The following is a 22403-nucleotide window of genomic DNA, read 5'->3' as shown; positions in this document are numbered from 1 at the left end:
CCATGAGCGTTCGCATCTACGGCATCAAGAACTGCGACACGATGAAGAAGGCTTTCACCTGGCTCGACGAAGCCGGTATCGCCTACGAATTCCACGACTACAAGAAAGTCGGCATCGACGCCGCCACGCTGGCGCGCTGGTGCACACAGACCGAAGGCTGGCAGGCGCTGGTGAATACGCGCGGCACGACCTGGCGCAAGCTCAGCCCCAAGCAACAGTCGATTGCCGACGAAGCCGGCGCGATTGCACTGATGATGGCCAACACCAGCGTGATCCGCCGCCCGGTGCTGGAAACGCCCGACGGCGAACTGCTGATCGGCTTCGACCCGATGCGCTTCGACGTCGCCCTGGCGCAACGAGGAGACTGAACGTGAACAAGCCCGCCTCGCAGGTCCAACGCTTTCTGCTCGAAAAGCTCGACATCCGCGGCGCTGTGGTACGCCTCGATGACGTCTGGCAGGCGCTGCAGGCCGACCGCGGCTATGCACCCGAGGTCGCGGCGCTGCTCGGGCAGATGTGCGTGGTCTCCGTCATTGTCGGCAGCAACCTCAAGCAGCCCGGCCGCATCACCTTCCAGATTCACGGCGAGGGGCCGCTGCGACTGCTCGTCGTCGATTGCCCGGAAACCCTGAATCTGCGCGCGATGGCCAAGGTCGACGGCGCAATCAGCGGCGGCTCGCTGGGCGAACTGGTCGGCGACGGCCGCATGCAACTCTCGCTCGACATGGAAAGCATGCGCGAGCCCTACCGCAGCCTGGTGCCGCTGGAAGGCACGAGCATCGCCGAGGTGTTCGAACACTATCTGACGCAGTCGGAGCAACAGCCGTCCGGGCTGTGGCTGGCCTGTGACGGCAACACGGCGGCCGGCCTGTTCCTGCAGAAGCTGCCCGGCGCCGACGAGCGCGATGCCGATGGCTGGAACCGCGTGCACCATCTGGCCTCGACCGTAAAGCCGGAAGAACTGCTCAGCCTGGACGCGGAAGCGTTGCTGGGCCGCCTGTTCGCCGAAGAGGATGTAAGGGTGTATGAGCCGCACCCGGTGATCCACCACTGGCCGCGCGATGCCGCGAGGGTCGACGACATGCTGCGTGGTCTTGGTCCGGACGAGTTGCAGGCCATCCTCGAAGAGCACGGTGAAGTCGTCGTGCATGACGATATGGGCAACCACACCTATCGCTATGATGCAGACGACATTGCGGCGCTGCTCACAGACGAAGACGGCCAGCCGCCTACCCTGCACTGAACTGCGCAGGTCCGGCGCCCTTGCCCGAATCTGCCCCCGTCATTAGACTCGCAAGCTTTTACGGCCACCGCTTCCCATGTCGAAAACCCCGCCATCCCGCCGCTCCATCGAATTCCGCAATGCATCGATCGGGGCGACCGTGGCCGTGCTGCGTGAAACACGCCCCGACATGCTCGCCGATGACCTGCACAAGATGCTCGGCGGACGCCCGGACTTCTTTGCGGGCGAGGCCGCCATCCTCGATTTCTCCGACCTGGGCGACACGCCCGAGCGCATCGACTGGGCCGGTCTGCTGAGCCTGTTCCGCCGCTTCCAGTTGCAACCCATCGGCGTCTGCAAGCTGCCCGAGGCATACGTCGCGGCGGCCCGTCAGGCCGGACTCGCGCAACTCGACGCCGCCATCAGCACGCAAGCCGCCGCCGCACCGCGCCCGGCCCCTGCCGAACCGGCACCCCGACCCAAACCGGCGCCCGAACCCGCGCGCCCCAGCACTGCTGCCAACGCTGCCACCAATGCCGCAACCATGTTCGTTGACCGCCCGGTGCGCTCGGGTCAGCAGGTGTATGCCCGCGGCGGCGACCTGGTGCTGCTGGCCGGCATGAGCAACGGCGCCGAAGTCATCGCCGACGGCAGCATCCACTGTTACGGCCCCTTACGCGGACGTGCCCTGGCCGGTGCCCAGGGCAACGACCGTGCGCGTATCATGGCCACCAATTTCGGCCCGGAAATTGTCTCGATCGCGGGGGTGTATCGCACCTTCGATCAGGGCCTTCCGGCTGCCATCGCCGGCAAGCCGGCGCTGGTGCGCATGACCGCCGGGGACAAGGGAAACACTTTGAACATCGAACCGCTGCAACTCGATTGATGCAGCCCGACATCTGGAAGGAATCAACGTGACTCGAGTCGTCGTCGTAACCTCCGGCAAGGGTGGTGTGGGCAAGACCACCACCAGTGCCGCTTTCGCCTCCGGCCTCGCGCTGCGCGGCTTCAAGACCGCCGTCATCGACTTCGACGTCGGCCTGCGCAACCTCGACCTGATCATGGGTTGCGAACGCCGCGTGGTGTATGACCTGGTCAACGTCATCAATGGCGAGGCCAAGCTCAATCAGGGCCTGATCAAGGACAAGAACTGCGAGAACCTGTTCATCCTCCCCGCCTCGCAAACGCGCGACAAGGACGCGCTGACCGAGGAAGGCGTGGAGAAGGTGCTCAAGGAACTCGAACACATGGGCTTCGACTACGTGGTGTGCGATTCGCCCGCCGGTATCGAACGCGGTGCCGTGCTGGCGCTGACCTTCGCGGATGAAGCCATCGTCACGACTAACCCGGAAGTCTCGTCGGTACGTGACTCGGACCGCATCCTGGGCATCCTGCAGTCCAAATCGCGCCGCTCTGCCGAGGGTCGCGAGCCGGTCAAGGAGCACCTGCTGGTCACGCGCTATTCATCCAAGCGTGTAGAAGACGGTGAAATGCTGTCTTACAAGGACGTGCAGGAACTGCTTCGCGTGCCGCTGATCGGCGTGATTCCGGAATCGGAATCCGTGCTGCACGCCTCCAACCAGGGTACGCCGGCCATCCACCTCAAAGGCACGGACGTGTCCGAGGCCTACACCGATGTGGTGGCGCGTTTCCTCGGCGAAGAGCGCCCGCTGCGCTTCGTCGATTACGTCAAGCCGGGCCTCATGCAGCGCCTGTTCGGAGGCAAGTGACATGTCTTTCCTTGCCAAACTCTTCGGCGAAAAGAAGAAGACCGCGTCGATCGCCAAGAACCGGCTGTCGGTGCTGATTGCGCATGAGCGCAACGGAGCCTCGGCCTCGGCTGACTTCCTGCCGGCGCTGCAGCGCGAATTGCTTGAAGTGATCTCGAAGTACGTGTCGGTCGATCTCGACGACATCAAGGTACACCTTGAGAAGCAGGACAACTGCGACGTGCTCGAAGTGAACATCGTCCTGCCGGAACAGAAGACCTCCTGAGCGCTGCGAACGAGGCCAGCGGCGCCCCCGCCTGACTGATCTCGACCTTGCCCGGGGCGCGCAACGCGCCCCGGCTCAGTTTCAGTTCGTGACCAGTGCGGACACCGGCATGCCGACCCGCACATTGCCCCACACCCGCCCGCCAACCTCGATGGGCATGATCACGTCGCACAACACCTCACCGGTATCGCGCTGATAGGTCTGCAGCAGCAGCGGCCGCGTATTGGTTGCAGCGCGCGTTTCGGCCGGGTTGGTGAACTTGCGGCAGGTCCGGTTGCCGACCAGATCAATCTTGGGATCGCCGGTCAGCGGCTGCGAGAACTTCAGGTTGTGGGCCGACAGGTAGCCGTCGGTATTCACCGCCACGGCAAAGGCGCAGCCCGGAATCGAACCCAGGCAATCCTCCAGCAACTGCTGGCAGCGCCGCGTGAACTCGTCGCCCCACACCACCGTGTACTTCTGCGGGGTAGTGTTGGCGACCGGCTGGTAGTTGCGGTCGAAGACATTGATGCCACCCTGCTGCATCTGATCCAGCTCGTGCCGGACGTGGTCACGGAAGTCACGCGCACGCTCGACCGCATGTTCGAAGGCGCCGCGCCCGATACGGAAACGTGACACCAGCTCCTGCACTTCCTCGGTGGCCTTGGAGAGACGCCGTGTGCCCTCTTCCGAAGCCGTCATGTTGCCCACCACCTTGCCGGACAGCTCGTGGATGCCGGTGACGTTGCGGTGCACCTCTTCGTTGGTGACCGACAGCGATTCCATCGCCGCAGCGATCTGCTGCAGCTGATTGCCGGTAGCCTCGAAGTCACCCACCATCTGCTCGAACTGGCCCGCCGAGCGCTCGACCACATCGCGGGTCTGCGCCACCGACTCGGAGATGACGGCGTTCTCGGCGCGTGTCGTACCCACCAGTTCGATCACGCCGTTGATGTTGCCCTCGATCTCGCCGGTGGCGTGATTGACGCGCTCGGCAAGCTTGCGCACTTCGTCGGCCACCACCGCAAAGCCCCGCCCGGCCTCACCCGCCCGCGCTGCCTCGATGGCGGCATTGAGCGCCAGCAGGTTGGTCTGTTCGGCCACCTCGCGGATCAAGGAGGCGATCTTGCGCACGCTCTCCGAGCGCGCCGAAAGATCATCCACGGTGCGGTTGAAGTGCATCACCTTCTCGCTGACCGCGGTGATCTTGCCGGCAATGTCGCGCATTTCGTCAAGCGAGCTGCGCGCACTGCCCAGGTTCGTGTTGGTGGACAAGGAGATCTGCTGCGCTCCCTCGGTCACGCTGTGGATGGCCTCGGTCGAACGGGTGCTGACCTTGAACACGCTGTCGGTCATCTGGCCCTGGGCCTGCGCATCACGCGCCGACTGGTCGACCCGCGTCTTGACCTGCACGCCCTCGGCGGCAATCGTCACGCTCATGCCGCGCACCTCGCTGATCAGGGCACGCATCTTCTCGGCAAAGCGGTTGTAGGCCAGCGCCAGCTCGCGGAACTCGTCGTGCGTGCGCAGCGGCAGATCCTGCGAGAAGTCGCCCTCGCCCCGCGCGATCTCGTCGAAGATGAACGTGATCTCGCGTACCGGACGCACGATCAGGTGACGCAAATACAGAATCTGCCCGAGCGTGATCGCCAGTGCGACCACCGTCAGCACCGCAAAAGCCACAAGCCCGGTGTGCAAGGCCGACATCACGCTGGCAGCCACGTCGGGCGAAACCTCGCCCGCAGTCAGCCGGGCGCCGACCACGCTCTTGAGCTGCCAGTAGATGGCGACGTAGACCAGATCAATCACGAACAGCAGAAAGATGCTCGAGAGCTTTCTGGACAGCGTGTACCAGAAGGTCTGTTCGATCGACTCATACAGGCGCGCAAGACGCTCCATCGGCTGCCTCCCTCTCCGACTGTGTGGCTCTGTGCCGGCCACCTGACTGCATAACGGATCGATGACACGATTCCTGAAACCCGCTTTGCGGGACCTGCCGCAAACGCAAAGCCGGCCGGATCGGGCGGTATGTCGCGCGGGATTTGCCCGGCACGTGCGGCCATGCCACAATCTGCGGCCTCGCGACAGCCGCTGCGGCGTCGTTCCGGCAGCATTTTGCTGCGAACGGCTTGCAGGTGGCTGACATCGCGCACAAATCCGGGGCATGTTGCCCCGCACACGAATCGAGCACCCGAACACATGACCGACGAGACCAACGCCTCCGCCCCGCAGCAGGACGAAAACCACATCATTGCCGAGCGCCGCGAGAAGCTCGCCGCCTGGCGCCAGTCCGGTCGCGCCTTCCCCAACGACTTCTCACGCGAAAACCTCGCCGCAAAGCTCGACGAGGTCTACGGCGAGAAGGACGTGACGGAACTCGAAGCCACGCCGGTGGAAGTCAAGGTCGCCGGGCGCGTGATGCTCAAGCGCGTCATGGGCAAGGCCAGCTTCATCACCATTCAGGACGTTTCCGGCCGCATCCAGTGCTACGTCGCGCGTGACGCCATCGGTGAAGAGATCTATGACGAATTCCGTCACTGGGACATCGGCGACATCGTTGGCGCCGTCGGCACGCTGTTCAAGACGCGTACCGGCGAGCTGACCGTGAAGTGCTCCGAGATCCGCCTGCTGACCAAGAGCATCCGCCCGCTGCCGGACAAGTTCCACGGCCTGACCGACGTCGAGCAGAAGTATCGCCAGCGCTACGTCGACCTGATCATGAACGAGCAGACGCGCTTCACCTTCGTGGCGCGCAGCCGCATGGTGCAGTCGATCCGCAACTACATGACGAGCCACAACTTCCTTGAAGTCGAAACGCCGATGATGCACCCCATCCCCGGCGGTGCGGCGGCCAAGCCCTTCGTCACGCACCACAACGCGCTGGACATGGAAATGTTCCTGCGCATCGCACCCGAGCTGTATCTGAAGCGGCTGGTGGTGGGCGGCTTCGAGCGCGTCTTCGAGATCAATCGCAACTTCCGCAACGAAGGCCTCTCGCCGCGCCACAACCCCGAATTCACGATGATGGAGTTCTACGAGGCGTACGCGAACTACCGCACGCTGATGGACTTCACCGAAGGCCTGATCCGCCACTCGGCGCGCGAGGCGCTGGGCACCGAGACCTTCGTCTATCAGGGCAAGGAGCTCGACCTGTCGCGTCCCTTCGCGCGCCTGACCATCGTCGAGGCCATCCACAAGTACAACCCCGGCTTCACCGACGCCCAGCTCAACGACACTGCCTGGCTGCGCGCCAAGCTCGCCGACTTCAAGGTCGAGCCGCATGCCCACGCCGGACTGGGCTCGCTGCAACTGTCGCTGTTCGAGGAATGCGCTGAAGCTCAGCTGTGGGAGCCGACCTTCATCATCGACTACCCGGCCGAAGTCTCGCCGCTGGCGCGCCGCAACGATGCCAACCCGGAGATCACCGAGCGCTTCGAGCTGTTCATCGTCGGCCGCGAGATCGCCAACGGTTTCTCCGAGCTCAACGACGCCGAAGACCAGGCCGCGCGCTTCCTCGAACAGGTCAAGGCCAAGGAGGCCGGTGACGAAGAAGCGATGTACTACGACGCCGACTTCGTCCGCGCATTGGAGTACGGCCTGCCCCCGACCGCCGGCTGCGGTATCGGCATCGACCGCCTGGTGATGCTGCTGACCGACGCCGCCTCGATCCGCGACGTGATCCTGTTCCCGCAGATGCGGCCTCAGGCCGACTGAGCAAAACGGCCGCCTCCGGGCGGCCGTCTTCTTTCACGATGCCCCGCCTCACCCCCGCCCGACTGAGCTTTCGCGACGACGGCACGCCGTGGTCCGAGACCTATCAGGACATCTACCACTCCAACTGCGGCGGGCTGGCGCAGGCGCGTCAGGTCTTTCTGGCCGGCAACGATCTGCCGCAGCGCTGGCGGGGCCGCAACAGCTTCAGCATCGTCGAAACCGGCTTCGGCCTCGGGCTGAATTTTCTCGCAACCTGGGCCGCCTGGTGCGATGACCCGGCGCGCTGCGAGCGGCTGCATTTCGTCTCCACCGAGCTGCACCCCTTCCCGCGCGAGGATCTGGCGACCGCGCACGCTGCGCACGCCGATCTCGCCGCAGTCTCGGCCGATCTGCTTGCGCATTGGCCATCCCTCACGCCGGGCTTCCACCGCCTGCACCTGGACGGCGGGCGCGTGATTCTGACGCTGCTGTTCGGCGACGCTAACCACACGCTGCCCCAACTCGACGCGCGCGCCGACGCCTTTTACCTCGACGGCTTTTCGGCAGCACGCAACCCCGAGATGTGGTCCGATGCACTCATCGCACAACTCAGCCGCCTTGCCGCTGCAGAAGCCACGCTGGCCACCTGGTCCTCGCGCGGCGTACTGCGACGCGCGCTGACCGCAGCCGGCTTCGATTGCAGCCGCCGCCGTGGTTTTGCCGCCAAGAGTCAGATGCTGGTCGGCCGCTTCCGGCATGGGGATACGCGACAGACGCCACAACGCCATGCCCTGGTAATCGGCGCCGGGCTGGCCGGCAGCGCGATGGCCAACCGTCTGTGCGAGCGCGGCTGGCGCATCGATCTGATCGATGCCGCCGACGGCCCCGCGCAAGGCGCCTCCGGCAACCACGCCGGCGTGCTGCGCGCCCTGCCCAGCCGTGACGACAACCGCATGAGTCGCATCACGCGCGCTGGCGCGCTGTACGGGCTTCAGCATCTCGCACGGCTGTCGGCGCAGGATCTGCCGGTACGCTGGTCGGCCTGCGGCGTGTTGCATCTGGCCCGCGACGAGAAACAGCAAGCGAAGCAGCGCGAGGTCGTCACCGCGCTGGACGAGCCAGGCGAGGTGCTGCGCTTCGTCGAGCGCGAAGAAGCTTCACGCATCGCCGGCTGGCCGCTGGCCATCGGTGGCTGGTGGTTTGAGCGCGGCGCCTGGGTGAACCCGCCGAGCCTGTGCACGGCCAATCTTGCGGCCTGTGCGGAGCAGCTCAGCACGCACTACGGCCGCGAAATTGCCGCGCTGGAAGACACCGGCAGCGAGTGGATCGCACGTGCCGCGGACGGCCGCGAGATCGCCCGTGCGCCGGTCGCAATCCTCGCCAACGGCGCTGCCATCACGCGCATCGCGCAGGCTGCAGCAATACCGGTGGTCGCCGCGCGTGGCCAGGTCAGTCTGCTCAAGGCGGAAGCCGGCTCGGCGCCGGATGTGATGGTGTGTCGCGGCGGCTATGTCAGCCCGGCCATCGACGGCCTGCGTGCCGCCGGCGCGACCTTTTCGGTCGATGACGATGATCCTGAGCTGCGCGACACCGACCACGCCGAAAACCTCGGGAAGCTGGCAGCAATGCTGCCGGATTTCCCGGCACAAGTGAGCGGCGGCCGGGTCGGTTTCCGCCCCGCCTCACCCGACCGTCTGCCCATCGTCGGCGCCATCCCGGTTACTTCGCAGCCTCACGGCGGCGCGCTCTCCAGCGTGCCGCGTCAGCGCGAGCTGTATGCCGTCTCGGGTTTTGGCGCACGCGGGCTGGTGTGGTCTGCGCTGGTAACCGAAATACTCGCCTGCCAACTGGAGGGCGAGCCGCTGCCGCTCGAACGCGAACTGGTCGAGGCCATGGACCCGGCGCGCTATGTATTGCGCCCGCCCGGCACGCGGCGCGGCGTCGAGGACTGAAAGCACGGCTAGAATGGCGCCATCGCCCTACGCAGCCTGCCCATGGACGCCATCCCGCTGTTCTTCCTGCTCGGCTTCGCCGCCCGCCTCGCGCGCTCGGACCTCAAGCTGCCTTCCCAGCTCTACGAGGCATTGTCGATCTATCTGCTGCTGGCCATCGGGCTGAAGGGTGGCGTCGAACTGTCCAAGCAGGATGTGCTGGAAGTGCTGCCGCAGGCGGCGGCCTCGATGGGGCTGGGCTTCGTCATCCCGCTGGTAGCTTTCCCGCTGCTGTTCAAACTGGTGCGCCTGACACGCTTCGATGCGGCGGCGATTGCCGGTCACTACGGTTCGGTGAGTGTGGTGACTTTTGCGGTGGCTATCGACTACCTGATCGCACGCGCGGTGGGCTTCGAGGCCTACATGCCCCTGTTTCTGGTGCTGATGGAAATGCCCGGCATCGCCATGGGCATTCTGCTGGCACGTCTGGGCGGAGACTTCCGCAGCGTGCGCTGGGGCGCGCTGGCGCACGAGATCTTCCTCGGCAAGAGCATGGTGTTGCTCGGTGGCGGCTTGCTGATCGGCTGGTTCGCCGGCCCGCAGGGCATGGCGCCGCTGGAACCCTTCTTCTTCACGCTGTTCAAGGGCGTGCTGTGCCTGTTCCTGCTGGAGATGGGTCTGGTGGCAGCCAGTCAGGTGCCGGCGCTGCGCGAGAGCGGTCTGCGGCTGGCTGTGTTCGCCGTCGTCATGCCGATGATCGCCGCGACGATGGGCGCGCTGGTCGGCAGCGCCATCGGTCTGTCGGTCGGTGGCACTGCACTGCTTGCCACGCTGGCGGCCAGCGCATCCTACATCGCCGCACCCGCAGCCATGCGTATCGCAGTGCCGGAGGCCAACCCCGGCCTGTCGATCACAGCGGCGCTGGTGATCACCTTCCCATTCAACATCCTTGTCGGCATCCCGCTCTACCATCGGCTGGCCGGCCTGATCCACGGAGGCTGACGTGAGCCCGCACACCCACCCCTGCAAACTGGTCGTGATCATTTCGGAAGCCGCACTGGAAGATGCACTGGGCAAGGACGTGATGAAGCTCGGCGCACACGGCTACACCATTGCCGACGTACGCGGCCAAGGCAAGCATGGTGCGCGCAACGCACTGTGGGGGGCAGACCGCAGCATCCGCATGGAGGTGCTCTGCGACGAGGCCACCGCCGGCGCGATTCTCGGCCACATCGAGCAGCATTACTTCCGCAACTTCGCGATGGTGACTTTCGTTGCCGACGTCGGCGTACTGCGGCCGGAGAAGTTCGGTCAGCCGCCCGGCTGACCGGAAATCACAGGTAGCGGCGCATGCGCGCAAGCGTGCGCTCGCGGCCCAGCACCACCAGCACCGCATCGATGGCTGGCGTCTGCGGCACACCGAGGGTCGCCACACGCAGCGGAATCGCCACCTGCGGCATTTTCAGGCCGTGCTCGGCCATGGTGTCCTTGATCGCGCCTGACAGCGCCTCGGCGGTCCATGCGGCCGTCTCGAAGCGTTTGGCGAGGCTTGCCAGCGCAGTGCGCGCGGCATCGGTCAGATGCTTCTCCAGCACATCGGCTGCCGGATGGATTTCAACGCAGTACAGCTCAGCCGCATCCGTCAGCTCGTTGAGCGTGGTGGCGCGTTCGCGGTACAGCGCAACCACCTCCTCCAGCTTCGGCCCGGTTTCGGGATTCACTTCGCGTCGCGCCAGACGGGCAGCGACTTCACCGGCGAGATAGCCAAGATCCGCCTGCTTGATGTAATGCGCGTTGAGCCAGTTGAGCTTTTCGGTGTTGAACTGCGCGGCCGACGGCGTGATGTGGTCCAGGTCGAACCATTCGACGAACTGCTCGCGCGAGAAGATCTCGTCGTCACCGTGGCTCCAGCCCAGGCGCGCGAGATAGTTGATGACGGCTTCCGGCAGGTAGCCATCCTCGTCGTACTGCATCACGCTGACCGCGCCGTGGCGCTTCGAGAGCTTGGTGCCGTCATCCCCCAGGATCATCGACAGGTGCGCGTACTGCGGCACCTCGGCGCCCAGCGCCTTGAGTATGTTGATCTGGCGCGGCGTGTTGTTGACGTGGTCGTCGCCCCGGATGACCTGCGTGATGCGCATGTCCAGATCGTCGACCACCACGCAGAAGTTGTAGGTCGGTGTGCCGTCGCCACGCGCGATGATCAGGTCGTCCAGCTCGTCATTGGCGAACTCGATGCGCCCCTTCACCAGATCGTCCCATGCCACCACGCCACCACGCGGATTGCAGAAGCGTACGACGGGCTTCACGCCCTCAGGCGGCTGCGGCAGGGTCTTGCCCTCTTCCGGGCGCCAGCGGCCGTCGTAGCGCGGCTTCTCGCCCCGCTCACGCTGTGCTTCGCGCATGGCATCCAGTTCAGCAGGCGTGGTATAGCAGTAATACGCCGTGCCGGCCTCAAGCATCTCGGCAATGACCTGCTTGTAACGATCAAAACGTTTGGTCTGATAGAACGGCCCTTCGTCGGCGTCCAGCCCCAGCCACTGCATGCCGTCGAGAATGGCCTGCACCGCTTCCGGCGTGGAGCGCTCCAGATCGGTGTCCTCGATGCGCAGGATGAACTGCCCGCCGTGGTGCCGCGCATAGGCCCAGCAGAACAGCGCGGTGCGCGCGCCACCGATGTGCAGGAAACCGGTGGGGCTCGGGGCGAAACGGGTGCGTACGGACATCGGGCTGTGCTCCAGACTGCGCAAACGGGGTTCCGGAAAACAAAAAACCCCGGGCCAATGCGCGGGGTTTCCTGTTGGTGGGCGGTACTGGGATCGAACCAGTGACCCCTGCCGTGTGAAGGCAGTGCTCTACCGCTGAGCTAACCGCCCCGGTGAAGAGACGCGGATTCTATGTGCACTGCGGCGAAGCGTCAACATGAAGCACTGCGGGAACCGCCGGCAGGGCCAATCATCGAAGGCCCATGCGAAAAAAATCCGAACTTCCGAGCAAGCCATGCCTGCACTGTGGCCTGCCCTTCAGCTGGCGCCGTAAATGGGCCCGTGCCTGGGATGAGGTCCGCTACTGCTCGGAACGCTGCCGCCGGGCCGCGAAGGGCGCGCGATGAGCACCTTGCGACTGATCCTGGGCGATCAACTGAATCCGCAGCACTCCTGGTTCGCCACACCGAACGATGAGGTGGTGTACGTGCTGATGGAAGTGCGGCAGGAAACCGATTATGTGCTGCACCATGCGCAGAAGATCCTGGCGATCTTCGCCGCGATGCGGGATTTCGCGCGGGTGCTGGGCGATGCTGGTCATCGCGTGATGTATCTCGCCATAGATGCGCCGGACAACCGCCACGACATTCCTGCCAACCTCGACCGGCTGATGGCCGAACTCGCCGCGACTTCTTTCGAATGGCAGGCAGCAGATGAATGGCGACTCGACGATCAACTGGTTCGCTACGCGCATACGCTCGATGAGCGCGGCATCGCCTGCCGTTGCGTCGACAGTGAGCACTTCCTGAGTACGCGCGACGAAGCCGCAGGTCTGTTCGGCGAACGCCGTCAGTGGCTGATGGAACACTTCTACCGCCACATGCGACGTCGGCATGACGTGCTGATGAGCGGCGATCAGCCCGCCGGCGGGCGCTGGAACTTTGACGCCGAGAACCGCAAAGCCTGGAAAGGTGACCCACCCGAACCGGCCGACCCACGCCCGGTAACGCACGATCACAGCGCACTGTGGGCCGCCATCCAGGCCGCCGGCGTGCCAAGCTTTGGCTCACCCAGCGCAGGCGCCCTGCGCTGGCCACTCAACCGCGATGAGGCCGTGCAACAACTCGAACGCTTTGTACACGATGCCCTGCCTCATTTCGGCGACCATCAGGATGCGATGCACACTTCGGTCGCGCGACTGTTTCACTCGCTGTTGTCGTTCGCCCTGAACGTCAAGATGCTATCCCCGCGCGAGGTCATCGAACGCGCCGAGCGCGAATGGCGGGAGGGGCGCGCACCGCTGGCGGCTGTCGAAGGCTTCATCCGTCAGATCCTCGGCTGGCGCGAATACGTGCGCGGGATCTACTGGAGCCGCATGCCGGGCTACGAGCGCAGCAACCACTTCGACCATACCCTGCCTTTACCCACATGGTTCTGGGACGGCAACACGCACATGCGGTGTCTTGCGCACGCCATCGGTCAATCGCTGGAACAGGCCTACGCACACCATATCCAGCGCCTGATGATCATCGGCAACTTCGCGCTGCTGGCCGGACTCGACCCGCATGCCGTGCACCGCTGGTACCTTGGCGTGTATATCGACGCATTCGAGTGGGTGGAGCTGCCCAACACCGTCGGCATGAGCCAGTTCGCCGACGGCGGCCTGCTGGCAACCAAGCCCTATGTCTCGAGCGCGGCCTACGTCGACCGCATGAGTGATTACTGTCGCTCCTGCAAATACGACCGCAAACGGCGCACCGGAGAAGGTGCTTGTCCCTTCAATGCGCTGTATTGGGATTTCTTTGTGCGCAATGCCAAGCCACTTGGGCGAAATCATCGTCTCGCCATGGTGTACCGACAGCTCAAACGCATGCCGGAAGAAGAACGCGAAGCGTTGCAGCAACGCGCACGAAGTCTGCGCAATCACCTGGAGAAACTCTGATGTGGAAAGGCCTGATGCTGGTTTTGCTGCTGAATCTGGGAACGGCACATGCCGCGCCACCCGAAGCGATCGAACGCCTTGATCTCGATCGATACCAGGGCAAATGGTATGAACTGGCGAAATACCCGAACCGATTTCAGTCCCAATGTGTGTCCGACACCACCGCTACCTACGCCATTTCCGACGATGAACGCGTAGAGGTGATCAACCGCTGCCGCACGGCTTCAGGGGAGTTCGATGAAGCACGCGGTGTCGCGCGCCTGGTCGGCGAACCAGGTTCGCCGAAACTGAAAGTACGCTTCGCGTCCGCCTGGCTATCGTGGCTGCCGATGGTGTGGGGAGACTACTGGGTAATCGAACTCGACGAGGCCTACACGCTGGTCGCCATCAGCGAACCCTCACGTGAGTACCTCTGGATTCTTGCGCGTGACCCGCACATCGGCGAGCAGCGCATCAATGATCTGATCGCGCGGCTCGCCGATCGCGGCTTCGACCCGGCGCGCATCGCGCGCTCACCGCACGCTGCGCGCTGATCCACGGCATTCAGGCCCAGGTATTGATGACGCTGCCGGCAGATCCGGACGGCACGGCCGGAAGCGCCTGGAGCAGCAAGGCAGCGTTCTGCTCCTGCATCTCCAGCGCTTTCTTCAGCATCAACACCGAGGCTTCGGCCTGCACCTGTTGGCGTGCATTGGCCGAGGCATAGGCAGCGATTGAAGAAACATCCATGACGATATCCAGTGAAGGTGGAACTCTTCGGTGTTAACGGCAAGTTCCGGAAAAACTTTAGCGCGCAGACTCAGGTGACTTCCTGTTGCCCGGAAAGCATGCGATGCCGTTTGTCGAGCAAGGCCTCCAGCGAGGCTTCGACAATGGCAAGACCTTCGCGCAGCATCTCCTCTTCGATCAGCAGCGACGGCAGGAACTTGAGGACCTGATCGTCCGCACCGGCAGTTTCGATGACCAGCCCACGCGTGAAGGCCTCGGCCGAGGTCTCACCGGCAACGCCCGCCTGCGGCAACTCAAGCCCCCAGATCATGCCCAGACCACGCACACGGGCCTGCAGCTGCGGGAAGCGCCCTGCGATGCGCTCAAGCTCGCCGCGGATGATCTCGCCCTTGTGCGCGACGGCAGCGGCAAGATCGTCGTTCTCCCAGTAGGCCAGCGCCTCGGTCGCCGCGATGAAGGCCAGATTGTTGCCGCGGAAAGTACCGGTGTGCTCGCCCGGCTTCCACTGGTCGAGGTCCGGACGCATCAGCAACAGCGCCATCGGCAGACCGCCACCAATGGATTTGGACAGCGTCACCATGTCGGGCTGGATGCCGGCGCGCTCAAAGCTGAAGAAGGTGCCGGTACGACCGTTGCCGACCTGGATATCGTCGATGATCAGCAGGATGTCGAACTCGCGGCACAGGGCAGACAGCCTCTGCAACCATTCGACGCTGGCCACATTGATCCCGCCCTCGCCCTGCACCGTCTCGACGATCACGGCTGCGGGCAGGTCGACACCGCTGCTTCCGTTCTCCAGGAAGCGACGCATGTAGTCGATGGAATCAACCCCTTCCCCCAGGAAACCATCGAACGGCATGAAAGCGCTGTTGCTGCGCGAGCCGTAGGATTCATCCTTGTAGTAGTAGTTGCCGGTGACCGCCAACGAACCCAGCGTGAGCCCGTGGTAGCCATTGGTGAAGGCAATGATGTTCGAGCGACGCTTGATCATGCGCGCAAGCTTGAGCGCAGTTTCCACCGCATTGGTGCCGGTCGGGCCGGTGAACTGCACTTTGTAGTTGAGATTGCGCGGCGCGAGGATAGTGTCGCGCAGCTTGGTCAGAAAAGCCCGTTTGGCCACGGTAGCCTTGTCCAGAGCGTGGACGATGCCGCCGCGCTGCAGGTAATCCGCCATGGCCTGACTGAAGCGCGGGTTGTTGTGCCCGTAGTTGAGCACTCCGGCGCCGGCAAAGAAATCGATATACCGATTGCCATGCTCATCGAACATTTCGGAACCCCGCGCGACGTCGAATACCACCGGAAAGGAGCGGATATAGCCGCGCACCTCGGATTCCATTTCATCGAAAATTCGCATCGCAATCACCTCTGGTTCGTTCTGTTCTCGTACTGAATCGGGCCATGGTCAGGCAGACGCTGCGACGAGACTCTGCTCGGCGACGTCCATCACATCACGACTCGGGGGGTACTTCAGTATCCTGGACCCGGCTTGTCGGGTCAAACCGCATTGCCGCCGGGACACAGAGAAGAAGGATCGAACAGACATGAAAAAGCCCGGGACAGGTCCCGGGCTTCGGTAATGCTTGGTGGGTGCTGACGGGGTCGAACCGCCGACATTCGCCTTGTAAGGGCGACGCTCTACCAACTGAGCTAAGCACCCGCGCTGACCGCAACCAAACGGTTGCAGCGGCAAGGGGCGCTACTTTACTGCATCCTTGAGGCCTTTGCCAGCGCGGAATTTTGGAATTTTCGCGGCCTTGATCTTGATGCTGTTGCCGGTGCGGGGGTTGCGGCCGTTGCGTGCGGCACGTTGGCCGACGTAGAACGTGCCAAAACCGACGAGTGTGACAGTGTCGTTCTTCTTGAGCGCCTTGCGCACGGCGTCGATGGTTGCATCGAGCGCCCTGCCAGCCGCCGCCTTGGATAGATCTGCACTTGCAGCGATTGCATCGACCAGTTCGGATTTATTCACTTAGAACCCCCTCTTGGCGTTGAACATCACGTGCGGTGTCATTGAATGGGCCCGCCTTGCACGGTCCCCCTGGCGGGCTGTCTCCTCGGTGTTGCAAGGTTTTTATAGCGTGGCGAAATCCGGCGTGTCAACAAACGATGCCGCGCTCTGGGCGCGGCATCGTAAGCGGGTGTGAGGCAGCAGCAGCTTAGTGTGCGCGCAAACCCGACCCACCGTCGGCAGCCTGCGCTGGCACTGCCGCCGCCTCGGCCTCGGTCAGCGGCTCGGGGCGCCGCTCCAGCGCATGCTCCATCACGGCGTCAAACCAGCGTACCGGAACAATCTCGATGGCATTCTTGATGTTCTCCGGAATCTCGGCCAGATCCTTGACGTTTTCTTCCGGAATCAATGCCTTGGCGATACCGCCACGCACGGCTGCAAGCAGCTTCTCCTTGAGACCACCGATCTGCAGCACCTCGCCACGCAAGGTGATTTCTCCAGTCATGGCCACATCGGAACGCACGGGAATTCCGGTCAGCGAAGACACCAGGGCGGTCGTGATGGCCGCACCAGCTGAGGGGCCATCCTTGGGAATAGCGCCTTCCGGGAAGTGGATGTGGATATCACTCTTCTCGAAGACTTCATCCTTGATACCAAGTTTGCGGGCACGGCTGCGCACAACCGAACGGGCCGCCTCGACGGATTCCTTCATGACGTCACCGATGGAGCCGGTGCGCTGGATCGCCCCCTTTCCGGGCATCACGACGGATTCGATGGTGAGCAACTCGCCGCCGACTTCGGTCCAGGCCAGACCGGTGACCTGCCCGATCTGGTTCTCCTTCTCGGCCATGCCGAACGAGTACTGACGCACGCCCAGGTACTTGTCGAGATTCTCGGCAGTCACCTGGATCTTGTCGCCCTTCTTCGCCATCACCAGCGCCTTGACCACCTTGCGGCAGATCTTGGAGACCTCGCGCTCGAGGCTTCGCACACCGGCTTCGCGGGTGTAGTACCGGCAGATGTCACGTACGGCCTGCTCGGTGATCTCGATCTCGCCTGCCTTCAGACCATTGTTCTTGATCTGCTTGGGAATGAGATAGCGCATGGCGATATTGGTCTTCTCGTCTTCCGTGTAGCCGGACAGACGGATGACTTCCATGCGGTCGAGCAGCGCAGCCGGAATATTCAGCGTATTCGCAGTGGCGACGAACATCACATCCGACAGATCGTAATCGACCTCGATGTAGTGATCCTGGAAGGTGTGATTCTGTTCCGGATCAAGCACTTCCAGCAAAGCCGAGCTGGGGTCACCACGGAAATCCTGGCCGAGCTTGTCGACTTCGTCGAGCAGGAACAGCGGGTTTTTGACGCCGACCTTCATCATGTTCTGGATGATCTTGCCGGGCATCGAACCGATGTAGGTACGGCGGTGACCGCGGATCTCGGCCTCGTCACGCACGCCGCCCAAGGCCATGCGGATGAATTTGCGGTTGGTGGCCTTGGCAATGGATTGGCCAAGCGAGGTCTTGCCCACACCCGGAGGTCCGACGAGGCACAGGATCGGCGCCTTGACCTTGTCCACGCGCTGCTGCACGGCGAGATACTCGACAATGCGTTCCTTGACCTTCTCCAGCCCATAGTGATCCTGGTCAAGCACCTTCTCGGCATTGGCCAAGTCCTTGCTGACGCGGGACTTCTTCTTCCACGGCAGACCGACCAGGGTTTCGATGAAGTTGCGCACGACGGTAGCTTCGGCCGACATCGGCGACATCAGGCGCAGCTTCTTGAACTCGGCCTCGGCCTTGGACAGGGCGTCCTTGGGCATCCCGGCGGAGTGGATCTTCTTGTCCATCTCCTCCAGATCGGCGCCGTCTTCGCCCTCACCCAGTTCCTTCTGGATGGCCTTGACCTGTTCGTTCAGGTAGTACTCGCGCTGGCTCTTTTCCATCTGGCGCTTGACGCGCCCGCGGATGCGCTTCTCGACTTGCAGGATGTCGAGCTCGCTTTCGATCTGGGAAAGCAGTTTTTCAAGACGGGCATCCGTCCCGAAAATTTCCAGCACTTCCTGCTTCTGTTCAAGCTTGAGCGGCAGGTGGGCGGCGATGGTATCGGCCAGACGGCCGGCGTCCTCGATGCCCCCAAGCGAAGCCAGGATTTCACCCGGAATCTTCTTGTTCAGCTTCACGTACTGATCGAACTGGCTGATGATCGCGCGGCGCATGGCCTCGACTTCGTTATCGGAGGCCTCAGCAACCAGCACGGGTGCGACACGCGAGACGAACAGCTCTTCCTGCTCTTCCACTGACAGCACATGGGCGCGATGTACGCCTTCGACCAGCACCTTGATGGTGCCGTCGGGCAGTTTCAGCATCTGCAGCACATTGGCGACGCAGCCGACGTCATACAGATCATCCGCAGACGGCTCGTCCTTGGCCGCCGAACGCTGCGCGACCAGCAGGATGCTCTTGTCACCCTCCATGGCCTGCTCAAGCGCCTTGATGGACTTCGGACGCCCGACAAACAACGGAATGACCATGTGCGGAAAAACGACCACGTCGCGCAAGGGCAGCAGCGGCAGGACGTTCTGATCGGCGGAAACTTCGGACTGGCTAGCCATGATTCGTAACCTCTGGGGTGCGGTCCTAGCCATCTGGGGGCAGGAACCGGAAATTCAAGCTTCGCGGGGAGGCGTCGGCGCGCCTTTTGAACATCTCAATGATGTTGACGGCAGATGACGCGGCGGCTGAAGCCCTTTCAGGCTTCAGCTTAGGTACGGCCCGGCTTCCAGTGCAAGCCGGGAAAGCCGTCCTGACAACCGCTCAGTTGGAACCGGAAACCTTGGGCTGGTCCGCATACATCAGCAGCGGCTGTGCGCCGTCCGCGATGGTGCCCTCGTCGATGACGACCTTCTCAACCCCTTCGAGCTGAGGCAGGTCATACATGATGTCGAGCAGCGCGGCTTCGAGAATGGAACGCAGCCCACGTGCCCCGGTGCGACGGGCAATGGCCTTCTTCGCCACCGCGTGCAATGCCGCCGGGCGAATTTCGAGCTCCACGCCTTCCATCGAGAACAGCTTCTGGTACTGCTTGACCAGTGCGTTCTTGGGTTCGATGAGAATCTGGATCAGCGCATCCTCGTCAAGCTCTTCCAGCGTCGCCACGACCGGCAGACGACCGACGAATTCGGGGATCAGACCGAACTTGACCAGATCCTCGGGCTCCACCTGGCTGAAAAACTCGGACGCGGCACGGCCGTCGCGGCTCTTGACCTCGGCACCGAAGCCGATGCCGACCTGTTCGGTGCGCTGACGGATGACTTTTTCAAGACCATCGAAGGCACCACCGCAGATGAACAGGATGTTGGTGGTATCGACCTGGATGAAATCCTGGTTGGGATGCTTGCGCCCACCCTGCGGCGGAATCGAGGCATGCGTGCCTTCGACCAGCTTCAGCAGCGCCTGCTGCACGCCCTCGCCCGACACGTCACGCGTAATCGAAGGGTTGTCGGATTTGCGCGAGATCTTGTCGATCTCGTCGATATAGACGATGCCCTGCTGAGCCTTATCCACGTCGTAGTCGCACTTCTGCAGCAGCTTCTGGATGATGTTCTCGACGTCTTCACCCACGTAGCCGGCTTCGGTCAGCGTGGTGGCGTCGGCCATCACGAACGGCACGTTGAGCAGACGCGCAAGCGTCTGAGCCAGCAGCGTCTTGCCCGAACCGGTCGGCCCGATCAGCAGGATGTTGCTTTTGGACAGCTCGACCTCGTCCTTCTCGTTGGACATGTGGCGCAGGCGCTTGTAGTGGTTGTACACCGCCACCGACAGATTGCGCTTGGCCTTGGTCTGGCCGATCACATACTGATCGAGAATGCGCGAGATCTCGGCCGGCGTCGGCAGACTGCCCTTGCCGGCTTCGGTGCTGACGTTCTCCATCATCTCGTCGCGGATGATGTCGTTGCACAGCTCGATGCATTCGTCGCAGATGAAGACGGACGGGCCCGCAATCAGCTTGCGCACCTCGTGCTGACTCTTCCCGCAGAAAGAGCAGTACAGCAGCTTGTCGTTACCCGTCTTCTTGTCCGTCATGTCGTTCTCTCCGCTGTTCAGACGTCGGCGCGCGAAGTCAGTACCCGGTCCACGATGCCGTATTCCATGGCCGCCTCTGCGCTCATGAAATTGTCGCGGTCGGTATCCTTCTCGATCTGCTCGACTGGCTGCCCCGTGTGCTTGGCCAGCATGCCGTTGAGGCGCTCGCGGATGTAAAGGATCTCACGGGCGTGGATCTCGATATCCGAAGCCTGCCCCTGGAAGCCCCCCAGCGGCTGGTGAATCATCACGCGCGAGTTCGGCAGGCAGAAGCGCTTGCCCTTGGCGCCGGCGGCCAGCAGGAACGAGCCCATGCTCGCAGCCTGGCCGATGCACAGCGTCGACACATCCGCCTTGATGAACTGCATGGTGTCGTAGATCGCCATGCCGGCGGTTACCGAACCACCCGGCGAGTTGATGTAGAAATAGATGTCCTTGTCCGGATTCTCGGACTCGAGGAACAGCAACTGGGCGACGATGAGGTTGGCCGTGGCGTCATTCACCGGACCCACCAGAAACACCACGCGCTCCTTGAGAAGGCGCGAATAGATGTCATAGGCGCGCTCACCGCGCCCACTCTGCTCGACCACCATCGGCACGAGGCCGAGGGCTTGCGGATCAAAGTTACTGTGCATTTCGCTGGCTTTGCTCATCATCATCCCGTGTTGAGTGCGTTCAGGCAGCAGTATTGCCCATGAGTTCATCGAAGGAAATCGGATTGTCCGAGGTCTTGGCCTGGCCCAGCGCCCATTCCACGACATTGTCCTCGATCACGACGGCCTCGACCTGCGACAGACGCTCCGGCTGCGAGTAATACCAGCGCACCAGCTCGGACGGATCTTCGTAGCTCTGGGCCATGTCTTCGATCACGCCCTTGACTTGCTCGGGCTTGGCGAACAGCTCGTTGGCCTTGACCAGCTCGGCCATGATCAGGCCCAGCTTGACGCGGCGTTCGGCCTGCTCGGTGAACCACGAGTTCTGCAGGGGGATGTCTTTCATGTTCATGCCGCGCATTTCCATGTCGCGACGGGTGTTGTCGGCCAGCAACTGCGACTCGCTCTCGACCAGTGCAGTCGGCACTTCGAGGGGCGTGACCGCGATCAACGCGTTCATGACCTGTTCCTTGACACGAGCCTGGATGCGACGCTTGACCTCACGCTCAAGGTTTTGACGCACTTCGTCACGCAGCTTGCTGGTGTCGCCATCGGCCACGCCCAGAGCACGTGCAAATTCCTCGTCGATTTCCGGCAGGATCGGGCCTTCGACGGTCTTCAGCGTGACATCGAACTCGACCTTCTGGCCGGCCAGCGCTTCGGCGTGGTAATCGTCCGGGAAGGTCATCTCGAAGGTCTTGGATTCACCGACGGACAAGCCCTTCACGGCCTCTTCGAAATCCTTGAGCATGGAACCGGCGCCGATCACGAACGGGAAATCGTCGGCCTTGCCACCCTCAAACTCTTCACCGTCCTTGCGGCCGGTAAAGTCGATCACCACACGATCACCCTCGGCGGCGGCGCGCTCAACAGCCTCGTACTGGGTGCGCTGCTTGCGCAGCACGTCGATGGTCTTGTCGACTTCGGCGTCGCCCACGGCAAACACCGGGCGCTCCAGCGTCTGCTCAGCCAGCGAACCCGGCTGCACTTGCGGATAGACCTCGAAAATCGCGGTAAAGGACAGCATGCCGTCCTCGGCCTTGTCACCCGGCTCGATGCGCGGCTGACCGGCAATACGCTCTTCGCTCGCGCGCATCTTCTCGCCGAAGGCCTTCTCCACCGCGGCACCGATCGCTTCGGAGCGAGCCTGGCTGCCATAGGTCTGGGCCACGATCTTCATCGGAACCTTGCCCGGGCGGAAGCCGGCCATCTTCACCGTGCGGGACATGCGCTTGAGGCGGGCCTCGACATCCTTCTCGATATCGGCAACCGCCACGGTCATGTCAATGCGGCGCTCCAGCGCGCTCGAAGTTTCCTGGTTGTTTTCCATCAATTGCTTCCCGACAAGGTCAAAGTTACAGGCGCCGGCCACCGCAACGCGGGGGAAAAAGCCACCCGATTCGGGCGCTTGGGCCGAGACACCCAGGTTTTCGCTAACCGCTGATTCTAGCACACCGCCACGGCCTTCCGGCTTGCGCAGACTTGACGCAGACGCCACCGGACACGCGCTTTACAATT

Annotated in this window: 21 protein-coding genes and 2 tRNA genes; 12 read left to right on the top strand and 11 right to left on the bottom strand. The window is 63.2% G+C overall.

The annotated features are described in order from the left end of the window. Nucleotides 1-2: 2 nt before the first annotated feature. The 5 genes from AC6H0R_RS09095 (at nucleotide 3) to minE (ending at nucleotide 3217) form a co-directional block, all read left to right on the top strand. Nucleotides 3-368 carry an ArsC family reductase gene (locus AC6H0R_RS09095; protein WP_497581048.1) on the top strand — a complete coding sequence of 122 codons (366 nt, stop codon included), beginning with the start codon at nucleotides 3-5 and terminating at the stop codon, nucleotides 366-368. Beyond that, nucleotides 365-1243, top strand: a complete 879-nt coding sequence (gene hslO / locus AC6H0R_RS09090) for an Hsp33 family molecular chaperone HslO (protein ID WP_497581270.1) — start codon at nucleotides 365-367, stop codon at nucleotides 1241-1243. The genes AC6H0R_RS09095 and hslO overlap by 4 nt, the downstream gene beginning before the upstream one ends. A 76-nt stretch (nucleotides 1244-1319) precedes the next feature. Beyond that, complete coding sequence (minC, locus tag AC6H0R_RS09085; RefSeq protein ID WP_497581047.1) at nucleotides 1320-2108, top strand: septum site-determining protein MinC; 789 nt, start codon at nucleotides 1320-1322, stop codon at nucleotides 2106-2108. 28 nt (nucleotides 2109-2136) lie between these two features. After that, the gene (minD, locus tag AC6H0R_RS09080; protein WP_497581046.1) at nucleotides 2137-2952 is read left to right on the top strand and encodes a septum site-determining protein MinD; all 816 of its coding nucleotides are present in this window, start codon (nucleotides 2137-2139) and stop codon (nucleotides 2950-2952) included. A 1-nt stretch (nucleotide 2953) separates the two neighbouring features. Then, nucleotides 2954-3217 carry a cell division topological specificity factor MinE gene (gene minE, locus AC6H0R_RS09075; RefSeq protein ID WP_497581045.1) on the top strand — a complete coding sequence of 88 codons (264 nt, stop codon included), beginning with the start codon at nucleotides 2954-2956 and terminating at the stop codon, nucleotides 3215-3217. A gap of 81 nt (nucleotides 3218-3298) precedes the next feature. Here minE and AC6H0R_RS09070 read toward each other — a convergent pair whose 3' ends face one another. Further along, nucleotides 3299-5095, bottom strand: coding sequence for a methyl-accepting chemotaxis protein (locus tag AC6H0R_RS09070; RefSeq protein WP_497581044.1), 1797 nt, complete (start codon nucleotides 5093-5095; stop codon nucleotides 3299-3301). 300 nt (nucleotides 5096-5395) lie between these two features. Between AC6H0R_RS09070 and lysS the strand changes: the two genes are divergently transcribed. From lysS to AC6H0R_RS09050, 4 genes are read left to right on the top strand one after another with little or no spacing between them, the layout of a single operon-like run. Beyond that, nucleotides 5396-6910 (top strand): lysine--tRNA ligase, encoded by a 1515-nt coding sequence (gene lysS, locus AC6H0R_RS09065; RefSeq protein ID WP_497581043.1) that lies wholly within the window; start codon nucleotides 5396-5398, stop codon nucleotides 6908-6910. A gap of 38 nt (nucleotides 6911-6948) precedes the next feature. Beyond that, a complete protein-coding gene (gene mnmC / locus AC6H0R_RS09060) occupies nucleotides 6949-8841 on the top strand; it encodes a bifunctional tRNA (5-methylaminomethyl-2-thiouridine)(34)-methyltransferase MnmC2/FAD-dependent 5-carboxymethylaminomethyl-2-thiouridine(34) oxidoreductase MnmC1 (protein WP_497581042.1) in 1893 nt (630 codons plus the stop codon). A 42-nt stretch (nucleotides 8842-8883) separates the two neighbouring features. Continuing rightward, nucleotides 8884-9822, top strand: coding sequence for a sodium-dependent bicarbonate transport family permease (locus tag AC6H0R_RS09055; RefSeq protein WP_497581041.1), 939 nt, complete (start codon nucleotides 8884-8886; stop codon nucleotides 9820-9822). Between the two features lies 1 nt (nucleotide 9823). Further along, nucleotides 9824-10147 (top strand): P-II family nitrogen regulator, encoded by a 324-nt coding sequence (locus AC6H0R_RS09050; protein ID WP_497581040.1) that lies wholly within the window; start codon nucleotides 9824-9826, stop codon nucleotides 10145-10147. 7 nt (nucleotides 10148-10154) lie between these two features. Here AC6H0R_RS09050 and gltX read toward each other — a convergent pair whose 3' ends face one another. Then, on the bottom strand, nucleotides 10155-11546 hold the full coding sequence (gltX, locus tag AC6H0R_RS09045) for a glutamate--tRNA ligase (RefSeq protein ID WP_497581039.1): 1392 nt from the start codon (nucleotides 11544-11546) through the stop codon (nucleotides 10155-10157). A gap of 75 nt (nucleotides 11547-11621) precedes the next feature. Further along, a tRNA-Val gene (locus AC6H0R_RS09040) sits at nucleotides 11622-11696 on the bottom strand. Nucleotides 11697-11788: 92 nt separating this feature from the next. Between AC6H0R_RS09040 and AC6H0R_RS09035 the strand changes: the two genes are divergently transcribed. The 3 genes from AC6H0R_RS09035 to AC6H0R_RS09025 are packed head-to-tail and all read left to right on the top strand — an operon-like array spanning nucleotide 11789 to nucleotide 14000. Further along, entirely contained in the window at nucleotides 11789-11932 is a 144-nt protein-coding gene (locus AC6H0R_RS09035; protein WP_497581038.1) for a DUF2256 domain-containing protein, read from the top strand. Then, nucleotides 11929-13467 carry a cryptochrome/photolyase family protein gene (locus AC6H0R_RS09030; RefSeq protein ID WP_497581037.1) on the top strand — a complete coding sequence of 513 codons (1539 nt, stop codon included), beginning with the start codon at nucleotides 11929-11931 and terminating at the stop codon, nucleotides 13465-13467. Before AC6H0R_RS09035 ends, AC6H0R_RS09030 begins: the two co-directional genes overlap by 4 nt. Continuing rightward, nucleotides 13467-14000 carry a lipocalin family protein gene (locus tag AC6H0R_RS09025; RefSeq protein ID WP_497581036.1) on the top strand — a complete coding sequence of 178 codons (534 nt, stop codon included), beginning with the start codon at nucleotides 13467-13469 and terminating at the stop codon, nucleotides 13998-14000. Before AC6H0R_RS09030 ends, AC6H0R_RS09025 begins: the two co-directional genes overlap by 1 nt. A 10-nt stretch (nucleotides 14001-14010) precedes the next feature. Here AC6H0R_RS09025 and AC6H0R_RS09020 read toward each other — a convergent pair whose 3' ends face one another. The 8 genes from AC6H0R_RS09020 to tig form a co-directional block, all read right to left on the bottom strand. Further along, entirely contained in the window at nucleotides 14011-14196 is a 186-nt protein-coding gene (locus AC6H0R_RS09020; protein ID WP_497581035.1) for a putative motility protein, read from the bottom strand. Nucleotides 14197-14266: 70 nt separating this feature from the next. Next, nucleotides 14267-15550 (bottom strand): diaminobutyrate--2-oxoglutarate transaminase, encoded by a 1284-nt coding sequence (ectB, locus tag AC6H0R_RS09015; protein WP_497581034.1) that lies wholly within the window; start codon nucleotides 15548-15550, stop codon nucleotides 14267-14269. A gap of 227 nt (nucleotides 15551-15777) precedes the next feature. Next, nucleotides 15778-15853: transfer RNA gene (locus AC6H0R_RS09010), tRNA-Val, on the bottom strand. 39 nt (nucleotides 15854-15892) lie between these two features. After that, nucleotides 15893-16165 carry an HU family DNA-binding protein gene (locus AC6H0R_RS09005; RefSeq protein ID WP_497581033.1) on the bottom strand — a complete coding sequence of 91 codons (273 nt, stop codon included), beginning with the start codon at nucleotides 16163-16165 and terminating at the stop codon, nucleotides 15893-15895. A 187-nt stretch (nucleotides 16166-16352) separates the two neighbouring features. Beyond that, complete coding sequence (lon, locus tag AC6H0R_RS09000; protein ID WP_497581032.1) at nucleotides 16353-18761, bottom strand: endopeptidase La; 2409 nt, start codon at nucleotides 18759-18761, stop codon at nucleotides 16353-16355. A 202-nt stretch (nucleotides 18762-18963) separates the two neighbouring features. Continuing rightward, entirely contained in the window at nucleotides 18964-20232 is a 1269-nt protein-coding gene (gene clpX / locus AC6H0R_RS08995; protein WP_497581031.1) for an ATP-dependent Clp protease ATP-binding subunit ClpX, read from the bottom strand. Nucleotides 20233-20249: 17 nt separating this feature from the next. Further along, the gene (clpP, locus tag AC6H0R_RS08990) at nucleotides 20250-20885 is read right to left on the bottom strand and encodes an ATP-dependent Clp endopeptidase proteolytic subunit ClpP (protein WP_497581030.1); all 636 of its coding nucleotides are present in this window, start codon (nucleotides 20883-20885) and stop codon (nucleotides 20250-20252) included. A gap of 22 nt (nucleotides 20886-20907) precedes the next feature. After that, on the bottom strand, nucleotides 20908-22215 hold the full coding sequence (gene tig, locus AC6H0R_RS08985; RefSeq protein WP_497581029.1) for a trigger factor: 1308 nt from the start codon (nucleotides 22213-22215) through the stop codon (nucleotides 20908-20910). Nucleotides 22216-22403: the final 188 nt, after the last annotated feature.

This window comes from Pseudazoarcus sp. NS36, from assembly GCF_059703705.1.
This window is presented reverse-complemented; position numbering and strand designations above follow the sequence as displayed.